Consider the following 19073-nt stretch of genomic DNA (forward strand, 5'->3'; position numbering starts at 1 on the left):
GGGCTGCTGGGGGAGGACTAGCCCTTGACCTCGGTCCAGGCCTTGGTCCACTCCTGGTAGTTGGTGCAGGTGACGTCGGTGCGGCCGTCAATGCACTGCTCTACCGGCGTGGTCCACATCCACACCTGCTTGTAGTAGTCCTCGTCCGTGGCGTGGTACGTGGCGCAGTGCTCCTCGTTCTTCTTGGAGCCTTCGCACGCCAGCGCGTTGGCCGGAGCCATGCCGAAGTTCTGCGCGATCTTGGCGTTCACTTCGGCGGAGGACGCCCAGTCCATCCACTGGTAGGCGCAGTTGGGGTTCTTGGACTTCGCGGAGAGCATCCAGGTATCGGACCAGCCGGTGGCGCCTTCCTTCGGCAGCACGGAGTCGACCTTGCCGCCGTCGGCCTGGGCAATGTTGACGATGACCTGCCAGCCGGTGCCCAGCGAGGCGGTGCCGGAGGAGATCGAGGAGACCGCCTTCAGCGCGTCGTTCCAGTACTCGCCGGCAATCTTGTTCTGCGACTTAAGCAGCTCGACCGCGGCGGCCAGCTGGTCCTGGTCCAGCGCGTACGGGTTGGTGATGCCGAGGTCCGGCTGCGTGGCCATCAGGTACACCGCGGCGTCGGCAATGAAGATCGGCGAATCGTAGGCCATGATCTTGCCGGCGTACTCGCTGTTCGGGTCCCAGGTGGCTTCCCACGAGCCCGGTGCCTCCGGCACGTCTTCGGTGTTGTACATCAGGACGTTGGCGCCGCGGCCGATCGGGACGCCGTAGCTCTTGCCGTTCAGCGTGTCGTAGATCTGGCCCTTCAGGCCGTCCACAATGTGGCCGAAGTTCGGGATCAGGTCCGTGTTGATCGGGGCCACATCGCCGCCGGCAATCAGGCGCAGCGAGGCGTCGCCGGAGGCGGAGACCAGATCGTATTCACCGGTGCGCATCAGCTGGACCATCTCGTCGCTGGTGGCGCCAACCTTGCGGTTGACCTTGCACTGGGTTTCTTTCTCGAACTCGGTGACCCAGTCGGCGTCGGGGTTGGTGGAGCCGTCTTCGACGAAGCCGGCCCAGGCGATGATGTTGACTTCGCCTTCCGACGCGCCCACCTCGGTGGCCGCGGGAATGTCCGGTACTTCGATGCCTCCGGCGGACGAAGCGGGAGCTGAACCGCCGCAGCCGGCCAGGACCAGCGAGAGCGAGGCGAGTGCCGCGAGCGGCAGTGCCTTGGTGATCTTCATGGAGTGCCTTTCCTTCAGGTGCGTAGTTGGTGCGGGTGGTGCAGGTCTAGACGGTGTAGTTGAAGCGGGTGGACCACTGGAGCCGGACCCGGTCGCCGCGCTGGGCGCCGGAGGCGCGGGAATCGTTCTGCTCCTGGACAATCAGGCTCTGCCCGCCGGCGGTGCGCGCCACGTAACGGGTGGCGGGACCGGTGTAGATGATCTCCTCGATTTCCGCTTCCACGGTGGAGAGACCGTCGGTATCCACCGGCTCCTCCAGCTGGCGGACGTGGATCCGTTCCGGCCGGATGCTCAGCAGTGCCTCGGACCCGGTGAGCTGCTTGGCGAGGGCGCCCTCCACCAGGTTGGTGTTGCCCAGGAAGGACGCAACAAACCGGCTCCCGGGGCGTTCGTACAGATCCTCCGGCGTGCCGACCTGCTCCACCACGCCGTCGTTGAACACGGCCACCCGGTCCGAGAGCGTGAGCGCCTCTTCCTGGTCGTGGGTGACGAAGACGAACGTGATGCCCACGGTGCGCTGGATCTGTTTTAGCTCCACCTGCATCTGTTCGCGGAGCTGCTTGTCCAGGGCACCGAGCGGTTCGTCCAGCAGCAGTACCTGCGGGCGCAGGACCAAGGCACGGGCCAGGGCTACGCGCTGACGCTGGCCGCCGGAGAGTTGCGAGGGAAGCCGGTCGGCCACCTGCGGCAGGCGGATCATCTCCAGCGCCTCGGCCACCAGCTTGCGGCGCTCGGTCCGCGGTGTCTTGCGCAGCTTGAGCCCGTATTCCACGTTCTGCGCCACGCTGAGGTGCGGAAAGAGCGCGTAGTCCTGGAACACTGTGTTGACGTCGCGTTCGAAGGGCGCCTTGCGCGTGACCTCTCGTCCAGCCAGATCGATCCGGCCGGAGGTCGGCAGCTCGAAGCCGGCGATCATCCTCAGGACGGTGGTCTTGCCGGACCCTGAGGGGCCCAGCAGCGAGAAGAATTCGCCTTGCTGGATGTCCAGGTCGAGTCCCTGAACGGCGGTGAAGTCGCCGAAGCTCTTCACGACCCGCCGCAGGGAGATGGCCGGGATAGCGGTGTCCGCCGTGCCGTCCGGGACGGTGGTGGCGGAGGTGGCTGTGGCTTGCACGGCTGGATCCTTTCAAGAGGCTGATGTGGTGCCGGTTACATCGTCTTGCGTTAACCTATGAAAGCAGAGGATAAATGTAAAGCCGGTCACATCGGGTAAGTTTCTGTTACGGACCCTTCGGAGCGGCAGGCCTCGCCACGTCAGACCGATGAGCGGACGGTCCGTCTGGAAGGATTTACCGCATGCCCAAGGACTCCCCACCCCGCCAGCGCCTGCTCGCCGCGGTCTTCGCGCCGTTCGGCGAGGGCGGCAAAGCGCAGCGCGTCGAGGACCGGATCGTGGAGGGGATTGCCGCCGGCGTATTAGCCGACGGCGACCGGCTACCCAGCGAGGCCGAGCTGGCTTCGTCAATGGGTGTGGCAACCGTGACCGCCCGGGAAGCACTGGTGGGGCTGCGTTCCCGGGGCCTGGTGGCGACTCGACGGGGCCGCGAGGGCGGAACCTTCATCACCGTCCCCACGGGCCGGCGTGCGGAGCTGGTCCGCGGACGGCTGGGCCGCATGAGCCGGGTGGAGCTGCGCGATCTGGCCATCCACTACCGGGCCATTGCCGCGACTGCGGCCGAACTGGCAGCGGAATTTGCCGATGCCGACGACGCCGAGGCGCTGCGACGGATCCTGCACGGTTCCCACCCGTCGGGACTGGGCGGTGCCGTGGTCGGCGAATTCCTCTTGGAGCTGGCGGCCTTAAGTCAGTCGGCACGGTTGACCCGGGAGTTCGTCCGGCTCTACAAAGACTTTGGATCGCTGATGTCGCTGCTGCATGAGGACGACGAGTTCGACGCAGCGATGGTGACATTCTGCGAGCGTATCGCCGACGCGGTCGCCGCAGCTGATGCTGCGGCAGCCCGCGAAACAGTGACGGCCCAGATCCAAACCGGCCTCGCTGCACTGATCGATGAACATGCCAGGCTGACCGACCGGCCTGCCGACCAACCCACGTCCGCTACCGCTCAAAGGAGAACGGGATGAGCTCACTGGCCGAACTGGCTGCAGGACGTCACGCGGAGCCGCTCGCCGATGTCACCGGCTTCTTCGATGAGATCCTGGCCGAGGTGGCCGGCTGGGTGCCGGTTTTGGCCGGCCTCTTTGCCGATCCGCTGAGGCCACCAAGTGGCAAGCGGGTCACCACCACCATGCAGCCGCTGGCCGCAGCACTGGTGCAGCGCGGAGAGTGGCCCGTGGTGGGCGCCGGCTTTGTAGCCGCCGACCAGGTGGTGGCCGACGCGGCCTGGCACATGGCGTGGTGGCAGGGCGAAACCATGGAGCGGCTAGTGCTGCCGGCCCTGGCCTCGGCGTCGGACGCCTACATGCGGCGCGAGTGGTTCACCAAGCCGATGGAGACCGGCCTGCCGCACGTGACCGGACCCTATGTGGACTTCCTCTGCACCGACGAATACACCGTGACGATGACGGTCCCGGTGGCAGCCGGGGGACGAAAAGTCGGCGTGGCAGGCGCAGATGTCTTTGTCGAATCACTGGAACCACTGCTGCTGCCGGCGTTGAAGAAAGTGCACCCCGCCGCAGCCCTGGTCAACCATGTCGGCCGCGTGGTGGTCTCTGCCGACGCACAACTGGCGGCCGGAACACTGCTGGCGCCGGGGGCCGTGCAGCCCGTGCCGGGCGAGGATGCTGGCCGGGACGGGAAAGCCGTGCCGGAGGGGCAGGCCGCGCCGGACGTGCAGTCCGTGCCGGATGAGCAGGTTGTGCCTGTCGCGCTGGCCGGGGCGGGCACAGCGGAGGCGTCCGCCGGCGGCGGGGCAGTCCCTCCTCGCCCCGCCGCACCTCGGACAGTTCTGCCCCGCGGCGACCGATACACCGGACTCAAGCTCGTCGTGCTGGGCTGCGGCCAGCTGCCGCTGGCGGTTGTGTACCCGGAGGGCTAGCCCGTCAGCTCTGCTCCTGGCCCGCGTAGCCCCGGCCCGTCTGACCCTGCTAACCCGTCCTATCCTGCAGGCCTCATTCCGAAAGCCCGTTCCGCAAGCACGCCTCGGAAGATGTGCGTACAGGATGCGCCACATTGCTCCCGGATGGTAAGCAAAACTGGCGCTGGTCCGCTCGAGGGGCGGAACTGTAGGCGTCTCTCCGCGCAAGCATGAGGAATGCTCGCCCTTCTTCAGCCAATGCGGCGCCCACTGTACACGCCACTAGGGTGGCGTCATGTCCAAGCCACCAGGCCACCGCGGTTCAGGTTGCGGCCCCGCGCCGCAGCGACAACGGGCACGGTGCCGAACGGCGGCCAGCGGCGGGTCGAGGTTCACGTTGAAGGTGATCACGCGCGTCTTCCAGCCCACGAACTGAGTTGCCAAAGTCCTTGGTTTTCAGCCGGTCACGTAACAGCTTCATCGCTGGTGAATTGTTGGGGAAGCTGCTGACGCATAACTGCTGGGAGCAGGCAGAAGCGCCCCGGGCCAGGCGGCCGGGGCGCTTCTGTGGCTGAAGCTGGCGGTGTTAGAGGCCCAGCTTCTTGGCTAGCGTGTCCACCAAATCGTTGGCTGCAACCAGATCAGTGTTCGCCTTCGTCAGCGCGGCGGAAGCCGCGTTGGCGGAGGCGATGGCGGACGCGTATGCGGCACCGGCGGCGTCCCGGGCCTGGGCGAACGGCGCCAGAACCAGTGCGGCCGCGTCCTGTGCGCCCTCGGCGGTCTGCAGGTCCGCGTCCTTGGCGCCGACCAGGGTTAGGGCGCCCTGCTCCGCCAGCTGCAGGTTCCCCAGTTCGGTGGCCAGCCCGGGGCGGCTTGCCTGGACGTCTGCCTGGGCGGCCGTGTCACGATCGATGTCGTTCTGGGCGCCGGTGATGGCATCCTGGTTGGCCTTCAGTGCGGCCTGGGCCGCGTCACGGGCGTCCGAGGCGTCCTCGACGGCGTCCTCGGCCGACGCGACGTCGCCCTGGGCCTCGGCGAGGTCCTCAGCCGCAGCCTCTACAGCCGCCTTGGCCGTGGCCAGCGCTGCCTGTGCTTCCTTAACAGCCGTCTCGAGGGCCGGGTCGAGGTCGGCTGCGTCAACCGCTAGTTTGTGCGCAGCCCTGGCGTTGGAGAGGGCCAAGGCGTCAGCGGCGGCGGTCGTGTTGGCGGCCTGCTGTGCGGAGGTCAAAGCAGTGACCTTGTCCTGGCCGCCGGTCAGCTGGGTCGCAAGTGCCGCCAGCTCGCCTTCGCGCGTTTCCTTGAGGGCGACCGCGTCGTTCGCGGCGGTCTGCTTTGCCGTGACGTCCGCGCGGGCATCACTGGCGGCCGTCACAGCGTTGCTGTGGGCGGTCGTCGCAGCCTGCAGGTCACTCGAAGCCGTCACCAAGTTATCCGAGGCCTTCTGCAGATCGGCCGCTAGACCGTCGATGACAGACTCGTCTGCCTCTGCTAGAACCGCGGCGTCGTAGGCCGTCTTCGCGTTGGCTTTGGCGGTCTGCGCGGCGTCGTAGGCCGTCGTAGCAGCGGCCTTCACGCCTGCCTTGGTTACGACGTCGGCATCGGCTATGACAGCTACCGCTTGGGCGTCGGTCAAGGCCTGCGCCGTGGTGCCGACAGCCGCCGCTGCGGTGTCGACCTCGGCCTGCTTAGCGGCCTTGGCCGCGGTCAGGGTCCTGGCCTCGTCCTTGGCCTTATTCAGGTCCTCCGTCGCCTGGGCCAGGGCATTGGCCGATGCGGTCGAAGCTGCCTGGGCGGCGTCGAGGACAGCCTTCGCCTCGGTGACTGCCTTGAGTTCTTCGGCGGTCGGGGTGGCCGCTTCAAGGGCTGCCTTGGCATTTGCCAGGGCCAGCTCGGCGGCGGCCTGGGTGTTGGCAGCGGCAGTGGCGGCCGCCTGTGCGCCGGTCAGGACGGCCTGGACGTCAACCAGATCGGCGCTGGCGTCAGCCAGGCTGGCACCGGCCGCGGTGAGGTTGCTCTGCAGGCCTGCGGTCTGCCCCTGCAGTCCTGCCTTCTTGGTCACGTTGGCGCTGATGCGGTCGCTCAGGGTATTGATCAGGGCGTCGGCCCCGGCGAGCTTGGTCTGGGCGGCGCCGGTGGCTTTCTGAGCGGCTTCGTGGGTTGCGACCGCGGCGTCGTAAGCGGCCTGGGCATCGGCCACGGCGGCATCGGCAGCGTCCTTGGCGGACTGCGCCGGCGCGGCGTCTGCCTTGGCGACGTTGAGGATAGCCTCCTTGGTGGCTACGACTACCTTCGCATCGGCGTCAGCTGCCTCCGCATCGGCGACGGTCTTCTCCGCCTTGAACAGGGCGGTCACCGCGCCGCGGTAGGCGACGGCATCCTTGGCGGTCTGCTCGGCAGCGGCAAGGTCTGCGGCGGCCTTCTCGGCGGCGGCCTTGGCTTCGGCGGCAGCATTGTCGGCGGCGGCTTTGTCGGCGGCGGCTTTTTCAGCGGCGGCCTTGGCCTCCGCGGTGGCCTTGTCGGCAGCGGCAAGATCGGCGGCAGCCTTGTCCGCTGCTGCCTTGGCCTCGGCAGCTGCCTTGTCTGCTGCGGCCTGTTCTGCCTTGGCTTCGGCGGCGGCCTTCACTGCGGCGGCCTTGTCCGCGGCGGCCTTTTGAGCAATAGCCTTGGCCTCGGCGGCGGCCTTGTCGGCGGCGGCCTTGTCCTCGGCAGCCTTTAGGGTGGCAGCCTTAGCAGCTGCGGTCGCGGCCTCCGACGCTGCCTTCTCGGCGGCGGCCTTCTGGGCTGCGGCTGCCTTGTCCGCTGCTGCCTTGGCCTTGGCTGCCTTGTCCGCAGCCGCCTTGGTTGCTTCCACCTTCGCTGCAGCCGCCTTGGCTGCCTTCACGGCCTTTTCGGAGGCGACCTTGGCCGCCTTGACTGCCTTCTCTGCTGCGGCCTTGGACTTGGCCGAGGCCTTCTTGGCGGCGGTCTGGGCCTTCTTCAGCTTCTCGTCCGCGGCCGTCTTGGCCTTCGTCGCTTTGGAGGCCGCGGTCTTTGCGTCAGCGGCCGTTTTATCTGCGACCGTCTTGGTCTTTGCCGCTGCATCTGCCGACGCCTTCGCGGCTGCCGCCTTCTTCGCTGCCGCCGCGCTCTGGGCGGCCTTCGCCTGCGAGGCGGTAATCGCCTGGTTCGTCGGGTCTGAGTACCCCGCCAGTTGGATGCTGGGCACCGCAGGGGCGGCGCCCGGTCCCGCAGCCGTACCGGCAGCGGAACCGCAGCCGGTCAGTGCGAGCGAGGCCAGGGTGGCGAACGAGGCGACCGCCAGAGCGGCCCGGTTGCGTTTGGGCGAGGTGAAATTCAAGAGGTACTCCAATATGTGAAGAGGAATGACGTGGCCGAGGGTCAGTGGGCGGGAACGCGGGGAGTGGCCCGATCCGGTCAGTGATCAAGCCCCGCATTGCCAGTCCAGGAAGGGGTGGTCCTTCAAAACCTTCGGGAGCAGGCCCCAGTGGCATAGCGGGCGGCTTTTGACGCCCGGTTTCAACCGGTCTTTGACCTTCTCTATCAGCGGTATCGGCGCCGGATCAAAGGGAGTTAGACAATTTTCAGCAGGTTGTTGAAAATTGAGCAAAAGCCGCGGGAAATCGAGGATAAGCAGATCAACCTCAAGAAATTGACTGAATTAATCAAGGAAATCCATATTTCGTGATCGATTAGGAAAATGCCGCCCGGAGGGGCGCTCAACGAGGCCGTTAAGGGCTGTCTGCACGCATGCAGCGGGCAGGCTGCGTGAGGCGGCGGGCAGAACCTGCCGGAATTCGCCACGCCCGGAAAAGATATTTCCGCGTCGTCGCGTACGTCCGCGACGCCCGCAAAGGATTCGGGGGCTCAGCGACTTCTCGCCCGGCCCTTTACGGGGCGACCAAAAAGGCCGCATGCTTCGAATAATTCTCGAGTCGGATGGCATGCTTACTGATGATTGCCCCGATTTCCACCAAGCCAATGAATTGGCGGACCCACGAGCGAGGGAGGGCTCCGATCATCCCCTTTTGGCGGTGTCGGGCCTCTTCACAACGCGTACTGCCGCCCGGAAGCCGGCCGCCGGTCAGGGGTCGAGGTCGCGCAGGCTGGGGGCTTTTGCCTCATGGTTCTTTAGCCCGTGGGTGCGCCGGTCTTCCTTCATCTCGGCTTCGAACAGGTGCTTGCGGCCGCCGGCCAGCTTCTCGCGAGCCTGCCGCTCCAGCTCCTTGAAGGGGCCGTAGTAGATCTCGTCGTATTCGTCGATGATCTGGAAGGTCCAGTGCCCCTCAATGACGTTCCGGCCCACCATCTCCTCGTCGATCTGCTCGGCCAGTTCGTGGTGTCCGGCTTTGCGCAGCAACTCCACGGCCTCGCCCAGGGCAAAGTCGGCCTCGCCGGTGAGCCGGTGGAACGCGTAGAGGAACCCGCGGGCCTGCTCGATTACTTCCAACGCCTCGGAGAGCTTGCCCAAGGCCTCCACCGTGGCGTCGTCGAGCCACTCGGGGCGCCGGTAGCGTTCAAATGGGCCGTCGTCGGGGTTCATACTCCGTCAATTTAGCGGACGTTGGCCGCGGCGTCAGCAGTTTGCCCGGGCATGGCTGCCCGGCGGATGATGTTGCGCGCCATGGACGGGAAAATCAGGCCGTGGAACGGCAGGACCAGCCACCAGTAGAGCTTGCCGGAGAGTCCGCTGGGGAAGTAGATGGCGCGCTGGCGGTACACGCTGCCGCCGTCTTTGGCGGCCACCGAGAGTTCCAGCCAGGCCTGCCCGGGCACCTTCATTTCCGCGTGCAGCCGGAGCAGCCGGCGCTCGGTTCCATCTTCGATGGCTTCCACCCGCCACCAGTCCACGGCATCGCCGACGCCGAGCCGGCCGGCATGCCGGCGGCCGCGGGTGAGTCCGGCGCCGCCCACCAGTTTGTCCAGCACGCCGCGGATCGCCCATGCCGCGGGCCACGAATACCAGCCGTTCGCTCCGCCGATCCCTTGGATCACCTGCCAGACGTCCTCGGCGGGAACCTTGGACCCGCGTTCCCGCTTGTCCACGAACACCGTGCGGCCCGCCCACTCAGGGTCGCTGGGCAACGGGTCCGATGGCGGGGCGTTCGACGCGTTGGTCCAACTGGTTTCCACCTCGCCGGTGGCCATCTTCCCCAGCGCCAGCTTCACCGCACGGCGGTAACCCGTCAGTCCTCCGTCGGGCGGGGGGATGTAGCGGTCAATGTCGTGCTCGGCTGACACGGCATCATGCTGCAGGGACTGGACCAGGGGCACCGCCATGGCATGCGGGATCGGCGTGGTCAGCGCCACCCACCAGCCGGCGAGCGCGGGAGCAGGGATCGGCAAAGCGTAGATCAGCCGCCGCGCCAGTCCTGCTTCACGCGCGTACCCGTACATCAGTCCCGCATAGGTCAGCCGCTCCCGTGAGCCAATGTCGAACGTGCGGTTCAGCCCGGCCGGGAGCTCCGGCGCGCGTTCCAGATAGTGCAGCACATCGCGGATGGCTATCGGCTCCACGGTGCGCCGTACCCAACTGGGCGCGGGCATCAGCGGCAGGTTTTCGGACAGGTGCCGGATCATCTCGAAGGACGCGGAACCGGAGCCAATCACGACGCCGGCCTGGAAGACTGCCGCGGGCACCTGGCCTTCCAGCAGCGCTCGGCCCACGGCGGCGCGCGAGCGCATGTGGCGGGAGAGTTCAACATTCTCGGGATGCAGACCGCCCAGATAGACGATCAGTTGCACTCCGGCAGCCGCGGCGGCGGCAGCGACGGTGCGCGCCATGGCCAGCTCGCGCTCTTCGAAGTCGGTCCCGGAGGCCATCGAGTGCACCAGATAGAAGAAGGTCTGAACATCCGCGCAGGCCCGCCGGACATCGTCCTCATCGGCCAGGTCCCCGGCCACAATGTCCACGTCGTCGTGCCACGGCACCGCCGCCAGCTTGCCGGGTGAGCGGACCAGCACGCGGACCTCGTACCCGCGCGCCAGCAGCCGCGGCACCAGCCGGCCGCCAATATATCCGGTGGCACCGGTGACCAGCACCCGCTGTGGCGTCACCACGGCGCCGCCACGCTGTCACGAGAGCCAGCCCGCCAACCACGCCCGCCGCCCGGACGGGCACACATGGAATCCGCCGCCGCCACGCTCAGTGCACCCCGCCCATCAGGCTCTTGATCGGCTTCGCGGCCAGGAACAGCGCCACCGCCAGCACCAGCGCCACCAGGCCGATCGCGCCGAAGTAGGGGACTTCGTTCTGCGGATTGTAGAAGCCGGCCAGCACACCGGACAGCGCCGTGCCCAGCGACACCGAAAGGTAGTTCAGCGCCACCATCTGGGTGCGGAAAATGTGCGGGGCCAGTTTGGTGGACAGCGACAGGCCCACCGGGGAGATGAACAGCTCGGCGAGCGTGAACATTAGCAGGATCCCCACCATCGCCAGCAGGGGAGTGGTGTTCGGGCCGCCGCCGGCCAGCGGGATGAACGCCAGGATGGCCAGCCCCATGATGGCCAGCCCGACGGCGAACTTCACCGGTGTGATTGGCTGCCGCGGACCCAGCCGGGTCCACACCGCGGCGAAGATTGGGGCCAGCAGGATGATGAAGACCGGGTTAATCGACTGCACCCACTCGATCGGCATCTCCCAGGCGAAAATGGTGCGGTCCAGCCGCTGGTCGGAGTACAGCGTCACGACGGTGAACTGCTGCTGGAACATGGAAAAGAACGCCGCGCTGGCGATGAACATCGGGATGAAGGAGAGCACCCGCCGTCGTTCTGTTTCATTGATGTGCTTGCTGGACAGGATCACCACAAAGTAGGAAATCGCCGCGGCCACCGCTATCAATGCCACCACCGTGGCCAGGTTTCCGGCGTTCACCACTCCGGTCAGCACCGCCACCACAATCAGGACCAGCACCACCGCGATGGTGCCGGCCACCACCGGCACCTTGCTCCGGGGCAGCGGGTCGGCGATCTGGTGCGATTCCTCCGGCAGGTTCTTGCGGGTCAGCGCATACTGGGTGAGCCCGATCGCCATGCCGATCGCGGCCAGCCCGAACGCGAAGTGGAAGCCCAAAGTGTCCCGGGTCAGGCCGGTCAGCAGCGGCCCGAACAGCGCGCCGATGTTCACACCCATGTAGAAGATGGAGAAGCCCGCATCCCGGCGGTCGTCGTCGAGCGCGTACAGCGAACCCACCAGCGAGGTGGCGTTGGCCTTCAGCCCGCCGGACCCGAAGGCCACCAGGATCAGGCCGACCGCCAGCCCCGGGATCCCCGGAATCAGCGCCAGCGAGATGTGCCCCAGCATGATCATGATGGCGCTGTAGAACAGCGTCCGTTCAGAGCCCAGCAGCCGGTCCGCTACCCAGGCGCCGGCGATCGTGGACAGGTACACCGTGCCGCCGTAGGCACCGATGATGCCGGTGGCGGTGGCCTCGTCGATGCCCAGCCCGCCGTCGGCCACCTCGAAGTACATGTAGAGCAGCACCACCACCTGCATGCCGTAGAAGGAGAAGCGCTCCCACAGTTCCACGCTGAACAGGTTGGCCAGCATCCGCGGCTGGCCGAAGAACGTCTTGCCTTCCGGCCCACGCTCATCAGTGCGGGCTCCGGCCGGAGGAGCCGGTTCTGATGGAATGCTCATGCGGCCATGCTTCCACTCGGGCGGAAGCCTGTCACGGGTTCAACAGCCGTAAGGGGGAGCCCCGCTTTAGGCCGGAACGGCCGGGCGCGCGCCGACGGCAGAAGCGCCGGGGCGCGCTCCGCTCCGTCCCGCGCGCCGGGCGCCCGGGCTGCAGAAGCGCCGCGCGCGCCGGACGTCAGCTGTCGGTGCCTGCTCCGCCGTTGTTCAGCCCGTGCTGCAGCACGCGCGGCAGGATCCACAGCAGGAAGACCATCACCAGCAGTACCCCGCCACCGATCGCCAGGGCAAGCGCATCCCCGGCGATGACATCCACAATGAACGCCACGCAGCCGGTGGCCAGCAGCCCAATGCCCATCACTGCGATCTTCACGATCCGGTGCCCGTGCGCCACCGTGGCGTCCTTGAGGTGCAGTCCGAACAGTCGCCGGTGGATTGCCACCGGGGTGAGGATCAGGCCGGTCATCAGCGCCGCCAGCACCAGCAGCCCGATGTACAGGCCCACCTGATACGGGGCCAGGTCTTCGAAGCTGCTCTGGAACGGAAGCGTCATCAGGAACGCCGTGATGATCTGCGCGCCGGTCTGCATGACCCGCAATTCCTGCAGCAGTTCATTCCAGTTGCGGTCCAACTTTTCTTCGAAAGTCTCGTTGCGACCCCTTGAGTCTGCGTTCACTCGTTCATCTGTAGCCATAGCTAAAACTTAGCGTCTCCCGCGGCCCGTCGCGCGCGGCAAAAGCACGACGGCGGTGCCCTCCCCATGCCCGAACGGTCGCCGACCATGGGCAGGGGAGCACCCTTCCGGCACACTGTTGTCAGACCGGTCAGGACCGCGGGCCGGCTGCCGGAGCTGCTCGACTCGTCACCGTTTCGGGAGGAACCCCCATGACCCGCACCATCTTCTTCACCGCCACCACCCTGGACGGGTACCTCGCGGATGAAAACGACTCGCTGGACTGGCTGTTCAAGCAGGACATCGACGGTGCCGGCCCGAACAGCTACGACGATTTCATCAGCGGAGTCGGGGCGGTGGTGATGGGCCGGACAACATATGAGTGGGTCCGCGAACACCTTTTGGCGTCGCAGGAACCATGGTCGTTCCAGGTACCCGTCTGGGTCCTCTCGCATGCCCAATTGCCCGGTGTCGAGGGCGCGGACATCCGCTTTGCGCAGGGAGACATTCAGCCTGTCCATGCCGCCCTAGCGGCCGCGGCCGCCGGCAAGAACATCTATGTGGTGGGCGGTGGGGACCTCGCCGGCCAGTTCGCCGAGGCGGGACTGCTGGACGAGCTGGTCCTCTCGATCGCGCCAGCCACGGTGGGCTCCGGCCGCCCGCTGTTCCCGCGCAAGTTTGACCTGGAACTCACGGAGGTGGCGCGCAACAGGTCCTTCATCTGCGCCACCTACAAGGTTCTGGGGCCGGCGTCTTGAAGCCCCGCCAAAAAAATCTCCATGAGCGTGCATCTAAACGCGCGGCCCGGCCAGTAGTAGGGGTGTAAGCAGCCACAGCCTGGTGCAGCCGGGCCGTTGAAGGAGATCACATGCGCAAGAGCATCATGACAGTTTCCGCCTTGGGGTTTCTGGCGCTCGGAGCGGCAGCTCCGGCCCAGGCAGCCGACCAGGACGCCCAGCTCTCGGTCCTGCACGGCGTGCCGGGCCTGACCGTCGATGTTTGGGTCAACGGTGAGCGGACACTCGATGACTTTGCCCCCGGCAACCTGGCCGGGCCGCTGGCGCTGCCCGCGGGCGATTACACCCTCGCCATTACAGCCTCGGACGCCCAAAACGCGGACAACCCGGCTATTGGTCCCGTGGACGTCCAGTTGAAGTCGGGCGGCAACTACACGGCGGTCGCCAACCTGGACGCCGACGGGAAGCCCACCGCCAACCTGTTCACTAACGACGTCTCCAGGATTGAGGCAGGGAAGGGCAAGCTCACGGTGCGCCACGTCGCTGCCGCACCCGCCGTGGACGTCTTGGCCGGCGGTTCGGCGGTGATTAAGGATCTGTCGAATCCGGACGAACAGACCCTCACGCTTGACCCGGGAACCATCTCGGCCTCGGTCGCTGCCGCTGGAACCACCGAGCCGGTGATCGGCCCGGCCGACGTGACGGTCATGGAAGGCACCCAGACGATCGTCTACGCCTGGGGCAGCCTCAAGGACGGCAACCTCGCGCTGGCCGTGCAAAACATTGAAGGGCTGAATTCGGCTCCGGGCGCGGTACCGGGAGGCCGGTCCGGAGCTGCGGCCGAAACAAGCCCGGACTACACCAGCGCCGCAGTCGCCGGAGGGGCTCTCCTGTTGCTCCTCGGCGCCGGCGCATTCACCCGCCGCAAGCTGACGGTTCGCGCCAACGATTAGCTGCAGCGGGTTTCCGAAGCCGGTGGTTCCTTGCCCGGGGCGCCACCGGCTTCCCCCGCTTCAGGCCCGGGCCGGAAGCGGGGGAAGCACGCCTCCTGCTTCCCGCACTCACGCACCCTTCCCAGTAGGAATCATGTCCATGAGAACGACGACGGCGGCCCGCGCCGGGTTGCTGCTCAGCGCGGTCATGATCTGGGCTGCCGGATGCGCTGCCCCGCAGTCCGCCCAAGGAGTCCCGCCCACACCGGCGGTTTCGCACAGCGCGGCCGCGGCCGAAGGCCAGGCGAACGCAGGGACTCCACCGGACGGCAAAGCGCCGGCGTCCTCCGCCGTGCCCGAGGCTTCGGTGATTCCGGACCCGGCGGCCGTCCCTGTTCACCGGGCACTGCCCGCGACGGCACGCAAGAAAACTCCGCCCACCCGGCTGGTGGTGGCCGGCACCTCGATTGATGTCAGCGTGGTCGCGGTCGGTATTGCTGCCGGCAATGCGATGGAAATTCCTGATTCCGTTGACCAGGCCGGCTGGTACCGCCACGGTCCGGCACCGGGGGATCCGACCGGAACCGCGGTGATAGCGGCTCACGTTGACACGCTGTCTGGGTTGGCTCCCTTTGCCGAACTCAGGCAGCTGCCGTCGAACACGCGCATCTCCGTGGAACGCGCGGACGCCAGGGCCCTCACATACCGGGTCACGAAAGTGGAACTGATGAATAAGGACGAATTCGATGCGGCGGCCGTGTTCCGTCGGGACGGAAAACCGCAGCTAAAGCTGGTCACGTGCGGCGGCCAGTGGCTGGACGCACGGCAGGATTACAGCCACAATGTGGTTGTCACAGCGGTTCCTGACTGACTTTTCCGGCCCTTCAGCACCAGTCTGCGGGGTAGGTTCCCCTCCCGACGACCGGAAGGACGCAGGCTTGGCACCTCCTCCTTTCGACGCTTGGGATAGCAGCATCGATGTCGCCTTCGCCGCCGGCGAGGAGTCGGCCATCGCCGACGCCTACCGTCACTTGGCGCCCCTGGTGCGCACTTTGGCTTCCCGAGCCTTGCGGGATCAGGCGGCCGCGGACGACGTCACACAGGAAGTCTTCATCCGGGCCTGGCGCCTGCGGGAAGGCTTTGACCCGACGCTGGGCAGACTGCCGGCCTGGATTGTGGGGATCACCCGCCGAGTGATCGCCGATGCGCAGTCGTCCTCTGCCCGAGAGGACCGCAAAGTCCGTGCTGTTTCGGCGGTGCTGCCTGACCCCGTTTATGCCGAAGACGCGCATTCCCCGGAAACGCTGGCAGACAGGTTGGTGCTGGACGGAGAGTTGGAGCGGCTCGGGGAACCCAAGGGTTCCATCATGCGCCTGGCTTTCTATGAAGATCTGACGCACGAGCAGATTTCACGCCGGCTCGATCTGCCGCTTGGTACCGTCAAGAGTCACATTCATCGCAGTTTGCAGCACTTGAGACGCCGATTGGAGGTTGACCATGCAGCACCTTGATCCGGAGTTGATCAGCTTGCTCGCGCTGGACAACACCATGGGCGACCAATCAGACCGGGACCACCTCCGAACCTGCGTCCAGTGTGCCGAGGAGTACCAGGCGTTCCGCCGCGCCGTGACCGCAGCGAAAGCCGACCCCGATCCGGAACTTCAGGCACCGGGGCCGCACGTCTGGCAGGCCATCCACCGTGAACTGGGGCTTTCTCCGGACCTCGCGGAAGATCCGCTGCGCGGGGCCGGCGGTTCAGCAACTGTCCGCAGCCTGCCCTCCCGGAGACGCGCGCGGATCCGGAATCTGCCCGCCTGGTTGGCCGCCGCGGCCGCCGTGGTGCTCCTGGCAGTCATCGGTGTGTCCTGGAGCATCAACCGCAGCGCAGATATTTTGGCGCAAACAAATCTGGAGCCGTTGAAGCAGTACACCGCCACCGGTACGGCGCGGGTGGTGGAGACTAACGGCATCAGGGAACTGGACATCAGCCTGAGCGCCAACGAGGCCCGGGGATATCAGGAAGTGTGGCTGATAGCTCCCGATCTGTCAGGGTTGGTCAGCCTCGGCGTGATGGACTCGGACAGCGGCAGATTCCCGATCCCCGAAGGCCTGGACCTGTCCAAGTTCCCCATTGTGGATGTCTCCGACGAGCCAGTGGACGGAAACCCGGCTCACTCCACCGTGAGCATCGTTCGTGGCCGGCTAGGAACCTAAACGATATTCCACGGTGGACTTTTCCTGGCAGCGGGAACACCGACGAGGGCCGGAGGAAGCATGCAGCAACGAACGGAGATCCGGACCGGGCTGGCCGTCCCGATACTGGTGCTGGTCAGCTCCTTGTTGGCAATTGTTGCCGCCTTCATGGGCAGCGGCGTAGTGATCGGAACCCCGATCCAGCAGGCGGCAGACGGCTGGCTGAACGAAGACTCCACGCCGCTGGCTCCGGCCGCGCCGGCTTTCCGGATCTGGTCCGTCATCTACCTCGGACTGCTCGCGTACGCGGTCTGGCAATTGCTGCCGGCCCAGCGGCGGTCCGGCCGGCAGGCTGAGCTGCGCCCCTGGGCGGTGGCCTCCATGCTGTTGAACGCCGCGTGGATCTGGGTGGTGCAGGCCGGACTGTTGATCATCAGCCTGGCCGTCATCGTCATGCTGCTGGCCGTGCTGGCGCGCGTCCTGGTGCTGCTGGTCGACACGTTGCCGGACGGGAGACTGGATGCATTCATTGTCGACGGAACCTTCGGCCTCTACCTGGGCTGGGTAACCGTGGCCACGGTGGCCAATGCCGGGGCCGTCTTCGCAGCGTCGGGCGTGGACGGCTTAGGTCTTCCGGTGACCTTGCTGTCTTCGGTCGTGCTCGCTCTGGCAACGGCAGTCGGTGTTGGCACCGCGGTGTACAGCAGAGGCCGGTTTGCCCCGGCGCTGGCCACCAGTTGGGGCCTGGCCTGGATCGCCGTCGGTCGGCTCGACGGCGGACTGGTCGACCAGGGCACCGCGATCGCCGCAGGAATTTGCGCTGTGGTGGTGCTGCTCGCGGCGATTGTCAGCCGAGTGCTCGTGGGTGGCGGCGCTCGCGATTAGTAAGCCTGCTGAATTTCGCCCTTGGCTGACGAAACGTCGCCCAGCGGGACGTTTACAAGGTTCGCAGCTAGGTTGGAAAACAGCAGGATGCCGACAAGCGGCATCGCCGAGCAAGGAGGTTTCTCATGGCGGAAACGACCGGATCCAAGGCAAGCTACACAGTTCCCGGCCTCAAGCTGGAAGACGGCCGAAAGGTCGCAAAAATCCTGCAGCAGCGGCTCCACGCGCTCAATGACCTGCAGTTGACCCTCAAGCACGCCCACTGGAATGTGGTGGGCCGGGACTTCATCGGAGTCCACGAAATGCTCGATCCGCAGATCGAAAAGGTCCGCGCAATGATCGACGCCGTCGCCGAGCGGATTGCCACCCTGGGCGTCTCCCCGAACGGGCTGCCCGGTGCCCTGGTTAAGGAACGCAGCTGGGACGACTACGACATCCACCGTGCCGGCACCGCCGAGCATCTCGCCGCACTGGACGTGGTCTACAACGGAGTGGTCGGCGCGCACCGCGAGGCCATCGAGACCGTCGGTGAAATCGACCCGGTCACCGAGGACCTGCTGATCGGCCAGACCGCCGAACTGGAACTCTTCCAGTGGTTCATGCGGGCCCACCTGGAGAACAGCGCCGGCGAACTGGCCTCCGGCGGAGAGAAGACGGAAAAGGGCGCCGCCGAGAAGACCAAGTAGCCGGGCCGCACGCTCTGATAATTAACAACGCCTTCAGGGCCCGGCAGCAGCACCACCTGGCGTGGGGCGCTGCCGGGCCCTTGTCGGCAGAAGGTTCACGGGCCCGGGCGGTGGAACCGCACCACGATGCGGTCGCCTCTTCGCACCGGTTGGGGAGGAGCTGCGCGCGGGAACAACGTGGGTCGTGTTCGTGGCGGAATCGGCCGGCGCCCGTTTGATGCTGCCGCGTGGACGACGGACGCCGTGCGGGCGCCGTCGACCTGACGCAGTCGGCGGGCCGGTTGAATCCGCCGCACGGTTCAGCCGCGGCTGAACCGCATTCCCAGCGGCCGGTGTCCTTCCACCATTTCGCAGTCACCTTGGTCGGCGGAACCGACTGGTATCCGGAGCGCCCGGGTTTTGCCTCGGGGGAGGGCTTAATGCGGCGGGGCCATTTGGGCCCTCCCCCCCCCGCATCCTAGGCCCTGGCGTGGCCGGGCGAAGCCGATCTTTTTTGCCGACTCCTGGCGGTTTCGCCGGTATCTTGCCAACCTCGAAGCGGCAGGCAATTGAGGCGTCCCCGCCCCGACAGACGCGGAAGCGCGCCGTTAGACGCTCGGCGCCGGCGTGTTCGGGCTAAGACCGGCACTCCGATGCCACGCCAACCCAGCCCAAGGAGAAGGACCGCTGGTCCACGATCGTCTCGATTGTCAGTAATCTCACCTGCTCGTACCACTTGATGTCTCCGCAGGGGAGAGCCAGCGCCTCCGCGATGTCCGCGGTGTCGTGGTGCCAGCAAAGTTGTTCCTCCCCAGCGTCGAAGAGGTGCACTTTCCCATCCACCTCCAGACGAACGGTCACTGGAATTCCGACATCCTCTTTGAGCGCCTTCCGGATCTGGACCCAATGGACTTTGTGTCCCGGCAGGAACACCGCGCACCGTTCCGTTTTGGTCTGGGGTTCGTCATCGGCTCGGTTTTCATAGCTGGCCACGTCAGTTCCTTTTCCACACTCCGCCACGGCGGACGCTCTTGCCCGCTCCAGTTGGAGACGGACCGCTTCGTCATCCGAACCACCCGTGAGGTTGGGGTTGGTGTGCGGCCATGTCGGAGCATCTGCCCTCTTGCCGGAGGGCGGCGCGCATCTCGTGAAGCTGTCTTCAG

Annotated in this window: 17 protein-coding genes and 1 riboswitch; of the genes, 9 read left to right on the plus strand and 8 right to left on the minus strand. The window is 66.5% G+C overall.

Features of this window, described 5'->3' with window-relative positions:
* Positions 1-17: 17 nt before the first annotated feature.
* Positions 18-1214, minus strand: coding sequence for an extracellular solute-binding protein (locus AC5RWX_RS10550; RefSeq protein WP_494097401.1), 1197 nt, complete (start codon positions 1212-1214; stop codon positions 18-20).
* A 46-nt stretch (positions 1215-1260) separates the two neighbouring features.
* Positions 1261-2328 carry an ABC transporter ATP-binding protein gene (locus tag AC5RWX_RS10555; protein ID WP_494097402.1) on the minus strand — a complete coding sequence of 356 codons (1068 nt, stop codon included), beginning with the start codon at positions 2326-2328 and terminating at the stop codon, positions 1261-1263.
* Positions 2329-2510: 182 nt separating this feature from the next.
* On the opposite strand from AC5RWX_RS10555, the gene AC5RWX_RS10560 reads away from it, so the two are divergent.
* Entirely contained in the window at positions 2511-3299 is a 789-nt protein-coding gene (locus AC5RWX_RS10560) for a winged helix-turn-helix domain-containing protein (RefSeq protein WP_494097403.1), read from the plus strand.
* The gene (locus AC5RWX_RS10565) at positions 3296-4213 is read left to right on the plus strand and encodes a cache domain-containing protein (RefSeq protein ID WP_494097404.1); all 918 of its coding nucleotides are present in this window, start codon (positions 3296-3298) and stop codon (positions 4211-4213) included. The genes AC5RWX_RS10560 and AC5RWX_RS10565 overlap by 4 nt, the downstream gene beginning before the upstream one ends.
* 565 nt (positions 4214-4778) lie before the next feature.
* Here the strand turns inward: AC5RWX_RS10565 and AC5RWX_RS10570 are convergent.
* The 5 genes from AC5RWX_RS10570 to AC5RWX_RS10590 all read right to left on the minus strand — a co-directional run bounded on the left by AC5RWX_RS10570 (position 4779) and on the right by AC5RWX_RS10590 (position 12519).
* Complete coding sequence (locus tag AC5RWX_RS10570; RefSeq protein WP_494097405.1) at positions 4779-7529, minus strand: coiled-coil domain-containing protein; 2751 nt, start codon at positions 7527-7529, stop codon at positions 4779-4781.
* A gap of 744 nt (positions 7530-8273) precedes the next feature.
* The gene (locus tag AC5RWX_RS10575; RefSeq protein WP_494097406.1) at positions 8274-8732 is read right to left on the minus strand and encodes a hypothetical protein; all 459 of its coding nucleotides are present in this window, start codon (positions 8730-8732) and stop codon (positions 8274-8276) included.
* A gap of 11 nt (positions 8733-8743) precedes the next feature.
* The gene (locus AC5RWX_RS10580; protein ID WP_494097407.1) at positions 8744-10249 is read right to left on the minus strand and encodes an SDR family oxidoreductase; all 1506 of its coding nucleotides are present in this window, start codon (positions 10247-10249) and stop codon (positions 8744-8746) included.
* Positions 10250-10334: 85 nt separating this feature from the next.
* Positions 10335-11828 (minus strand): peptide MFS transporter, encoded by a 1494-nt coding sequence (locus AC5RWX_RS10585; RefSeq protein ID WP_494097408.1) that lies wholly within the window; start codon positions 11826-11828, stop codon positions 10335-10337.
* Between the two features lie 175 nt (positions 11829-12003).
* A complete protein-coding gene (locus tag AC5RWX_RS10590; RefSeq protein WP_494097409.1) occupies positions 12004-12519 on the minus strand; it encodes a DUF6328 family protein in 516 nt (171 codons plus the stop codon).
* A gap of 191 nt (positions 12520-12710) precedes the next feature.
* Here AC5RWX_RS10590 and AC5RWX_RS10595 point away from each other — a divergent pair, with 191 nt between their 5' ends.
* From AC5RWX_RS10595 to AC5RWX_RS10625, 7 genes are all read left to right on the plus strand, one after another.
* The gene (locus AC5RWX_RS10595; RefSeq protein ID WP_494097410.1) at positions 12711-13256 is read left to right on the plus strand and encodes a dihydrofolate reductase family protein; all 546 of its coding nucleotides are present in this window, start codon (positions 12711-12713) and stop codon (positions 13254-13256) included.
* Positions 13257-13366: 110 nt separating this feature from the next.
* Positions 13367-14188, plus strand: coding sequence for a DUF4397 domain-containing protein (locus AC5RWX_RS10600; protein ID WP_494063216.1), 822 nt, complete (start codon positions 13367-13369; stop codon positions 14186-14188).
* A gap of 133 nt (positions 14189-14321) precedes the next feature.
* On the plus strand, positions 14322-15038 hold the full coding sequence (locus tag AC5RWX_RS10605; RefSeq protein ID WP_494097411.1) for a class F sortase: 717 nt from the start codon (positions 14322-14324) through the stop codon (positions 15036-15038).
* A 67-nt stretch (positions 15039-15105) separates the two neighbouring features.
* The gene (locus tag AC5RWX_RS10610; RefSeq protein ID WP_494097412.1) at positions 15106-15678 is read left to right on the plus strand and encodes an RNA polymerase sigma factor; all 573 of its coding nucleotides are present in this window, start codon (positions 15106-15108) and stop codon (positions 15676-15678) included.
* Positions 15665-16381, plus strand: coding sequence for an anti-sigma factor (locus tag AC5RWX_RS10615; protein WP_493942345.1), 717 nt, complete (start codon positions 15665-15667; stop codon positions 16379-16381). Before AC5RWX_RS10610 ends, AC5RWX_RS10615 begins: the two co-directional genes overlap by 14 nt.
* A gap of 60 nt (positions 16382-16441) precedes the next feature.
* Positions 16442-17245, plus strand: coding sequence for a TspO-related membrane protein (locus AC5RWX_RS10620; RefSeq protein WP_494097413.1), 804 nt, complete (start codon positions 16442-16444; stop codon positions 17243-17245).
* A 125-nt stretch (positions 17246-17370) separates the two neighbouring features.
* Entirely contained in the window at positions 17371-17931 is a 561-nt protein-coding gene (locus AC5RWX_RS10625) for a Dps family protein (RefSeq protein ID WP_493944775.1), read from the plus strand.
* A gap of 615 nt (positions 17932-18546) precedes the next feature.
* Here AC5RWX_RS10625 and AC5RWX_RS10630 read toward each other — a convergent pair.
* Entirely contained in the window at positions 18547-18903 is a 357-nt protein-coding gene (locus AC5RWX_RS10630) for a hypothetical protein (RefSeq protein ID WP_494097414.1), read from the minus strand.
* Positions 18904-18932: 29 nt separating this feature from the next.
* Positions 18933-19063, minus strand: a riboswitch (SAM riboswitch).
* Positions 19064-19073 lie beyond the last annotated feature (10 nt).

It is taken from the genome of Arthrobacter sp. SPT-J7 (genome assembly GCF_059089965.1).

Excerpts from the sequence above, each read along its gene's own strand:
- AC5RWX_RS10625 (WP_493944775.1), top strand. The coding sequence starts at position 17,371 with ATGGCGGAAACGACCGGATCCAAGGCAAGCTACACAGTTCCCGGCCTC.
- AC5RWX_RS10585 (WP_494097408.1), bottom strand. The coding sequence starts at position 11,828 with ATGAGCATTCCATCAGAACCGGCTCCTCCGGCCGGAGCCCGCACTGAT.
- AC5RWX_RS10605 (WP_494097411.1), top strand. The coding sequence starts at position 14,322 with ATGTCCATGAGAACGACGACGGCGGCCCGCGCCGGGTTGCTGCTCAGC.
- AC5RWX_RS10600 (WP_494063216.1), top strand. The coding sequence starts at position 13,367 with ATGCGCAAGAGCATCATGACAGTTTCCGCCTTGGGGTTTCTGGCGCTC.
- AC5RWX_RS10550 (WP_494097401.1), bottom strand. The coding sequence starts at position 1,214 with ATGAAGATCACCAAGGCACTGCCGCTCGCGGCACTCGCCTCGCTCTCG.
- AC5RWX_RS10575 (WP_494097406.1), bottom strand. The coding sequence starts at position 8,732 with ATGAACCCCGACGACGGCCCATTTGAACGCTACCGGCGCCCCGAGTGG.
- AC5RWX_RS10560 (WP_494097403.1), top strand. The coding sequence starts at position 2,511 with ATGCCCAAGGACTCCCCACCCCGCCAGCGCCTGCTCGCCGCGGTCTTC.
- AC5RWX_RS10595 (WP_494097410.1), top strand. The coding sequence starts at position 12,711 with ATGACCCGCACCATCTTCTTCACCGCCACCACCCTGGACGGGTACCTC.
- AC5RWX_RS10590 (WP_494097409.1), bottom strand. The coding sequence starts at position 12,519 with ATGGCTACAGATGAACGAGTGAACGCAGACTCAAGGGGTCGCAACGAG.
- AC5RWX_RS10615 (WP_493942345.1), top strand. The coding sequence starts at position 15,665 with ATGCAGCACCTTGATCCGGAGTTGATCAGCTTGCTCGCGCTGGACAAC.
- AC5RWX_RS10620 (WP_494097413.1), top strand. The coding sequence starts at position 16,442 with ATGCAGCAACGAACGGAGATCCGGACCGGGCTGGCCGTCCCGATACTG.
- AC5RWX_RS10565 (WP_494097404.1), top strand. The coding sequence starts at position 3,296 with ATGAGCTCACTGGCCGAACTGGCTGCAGGACGTCACGCGGAGCCGCTC.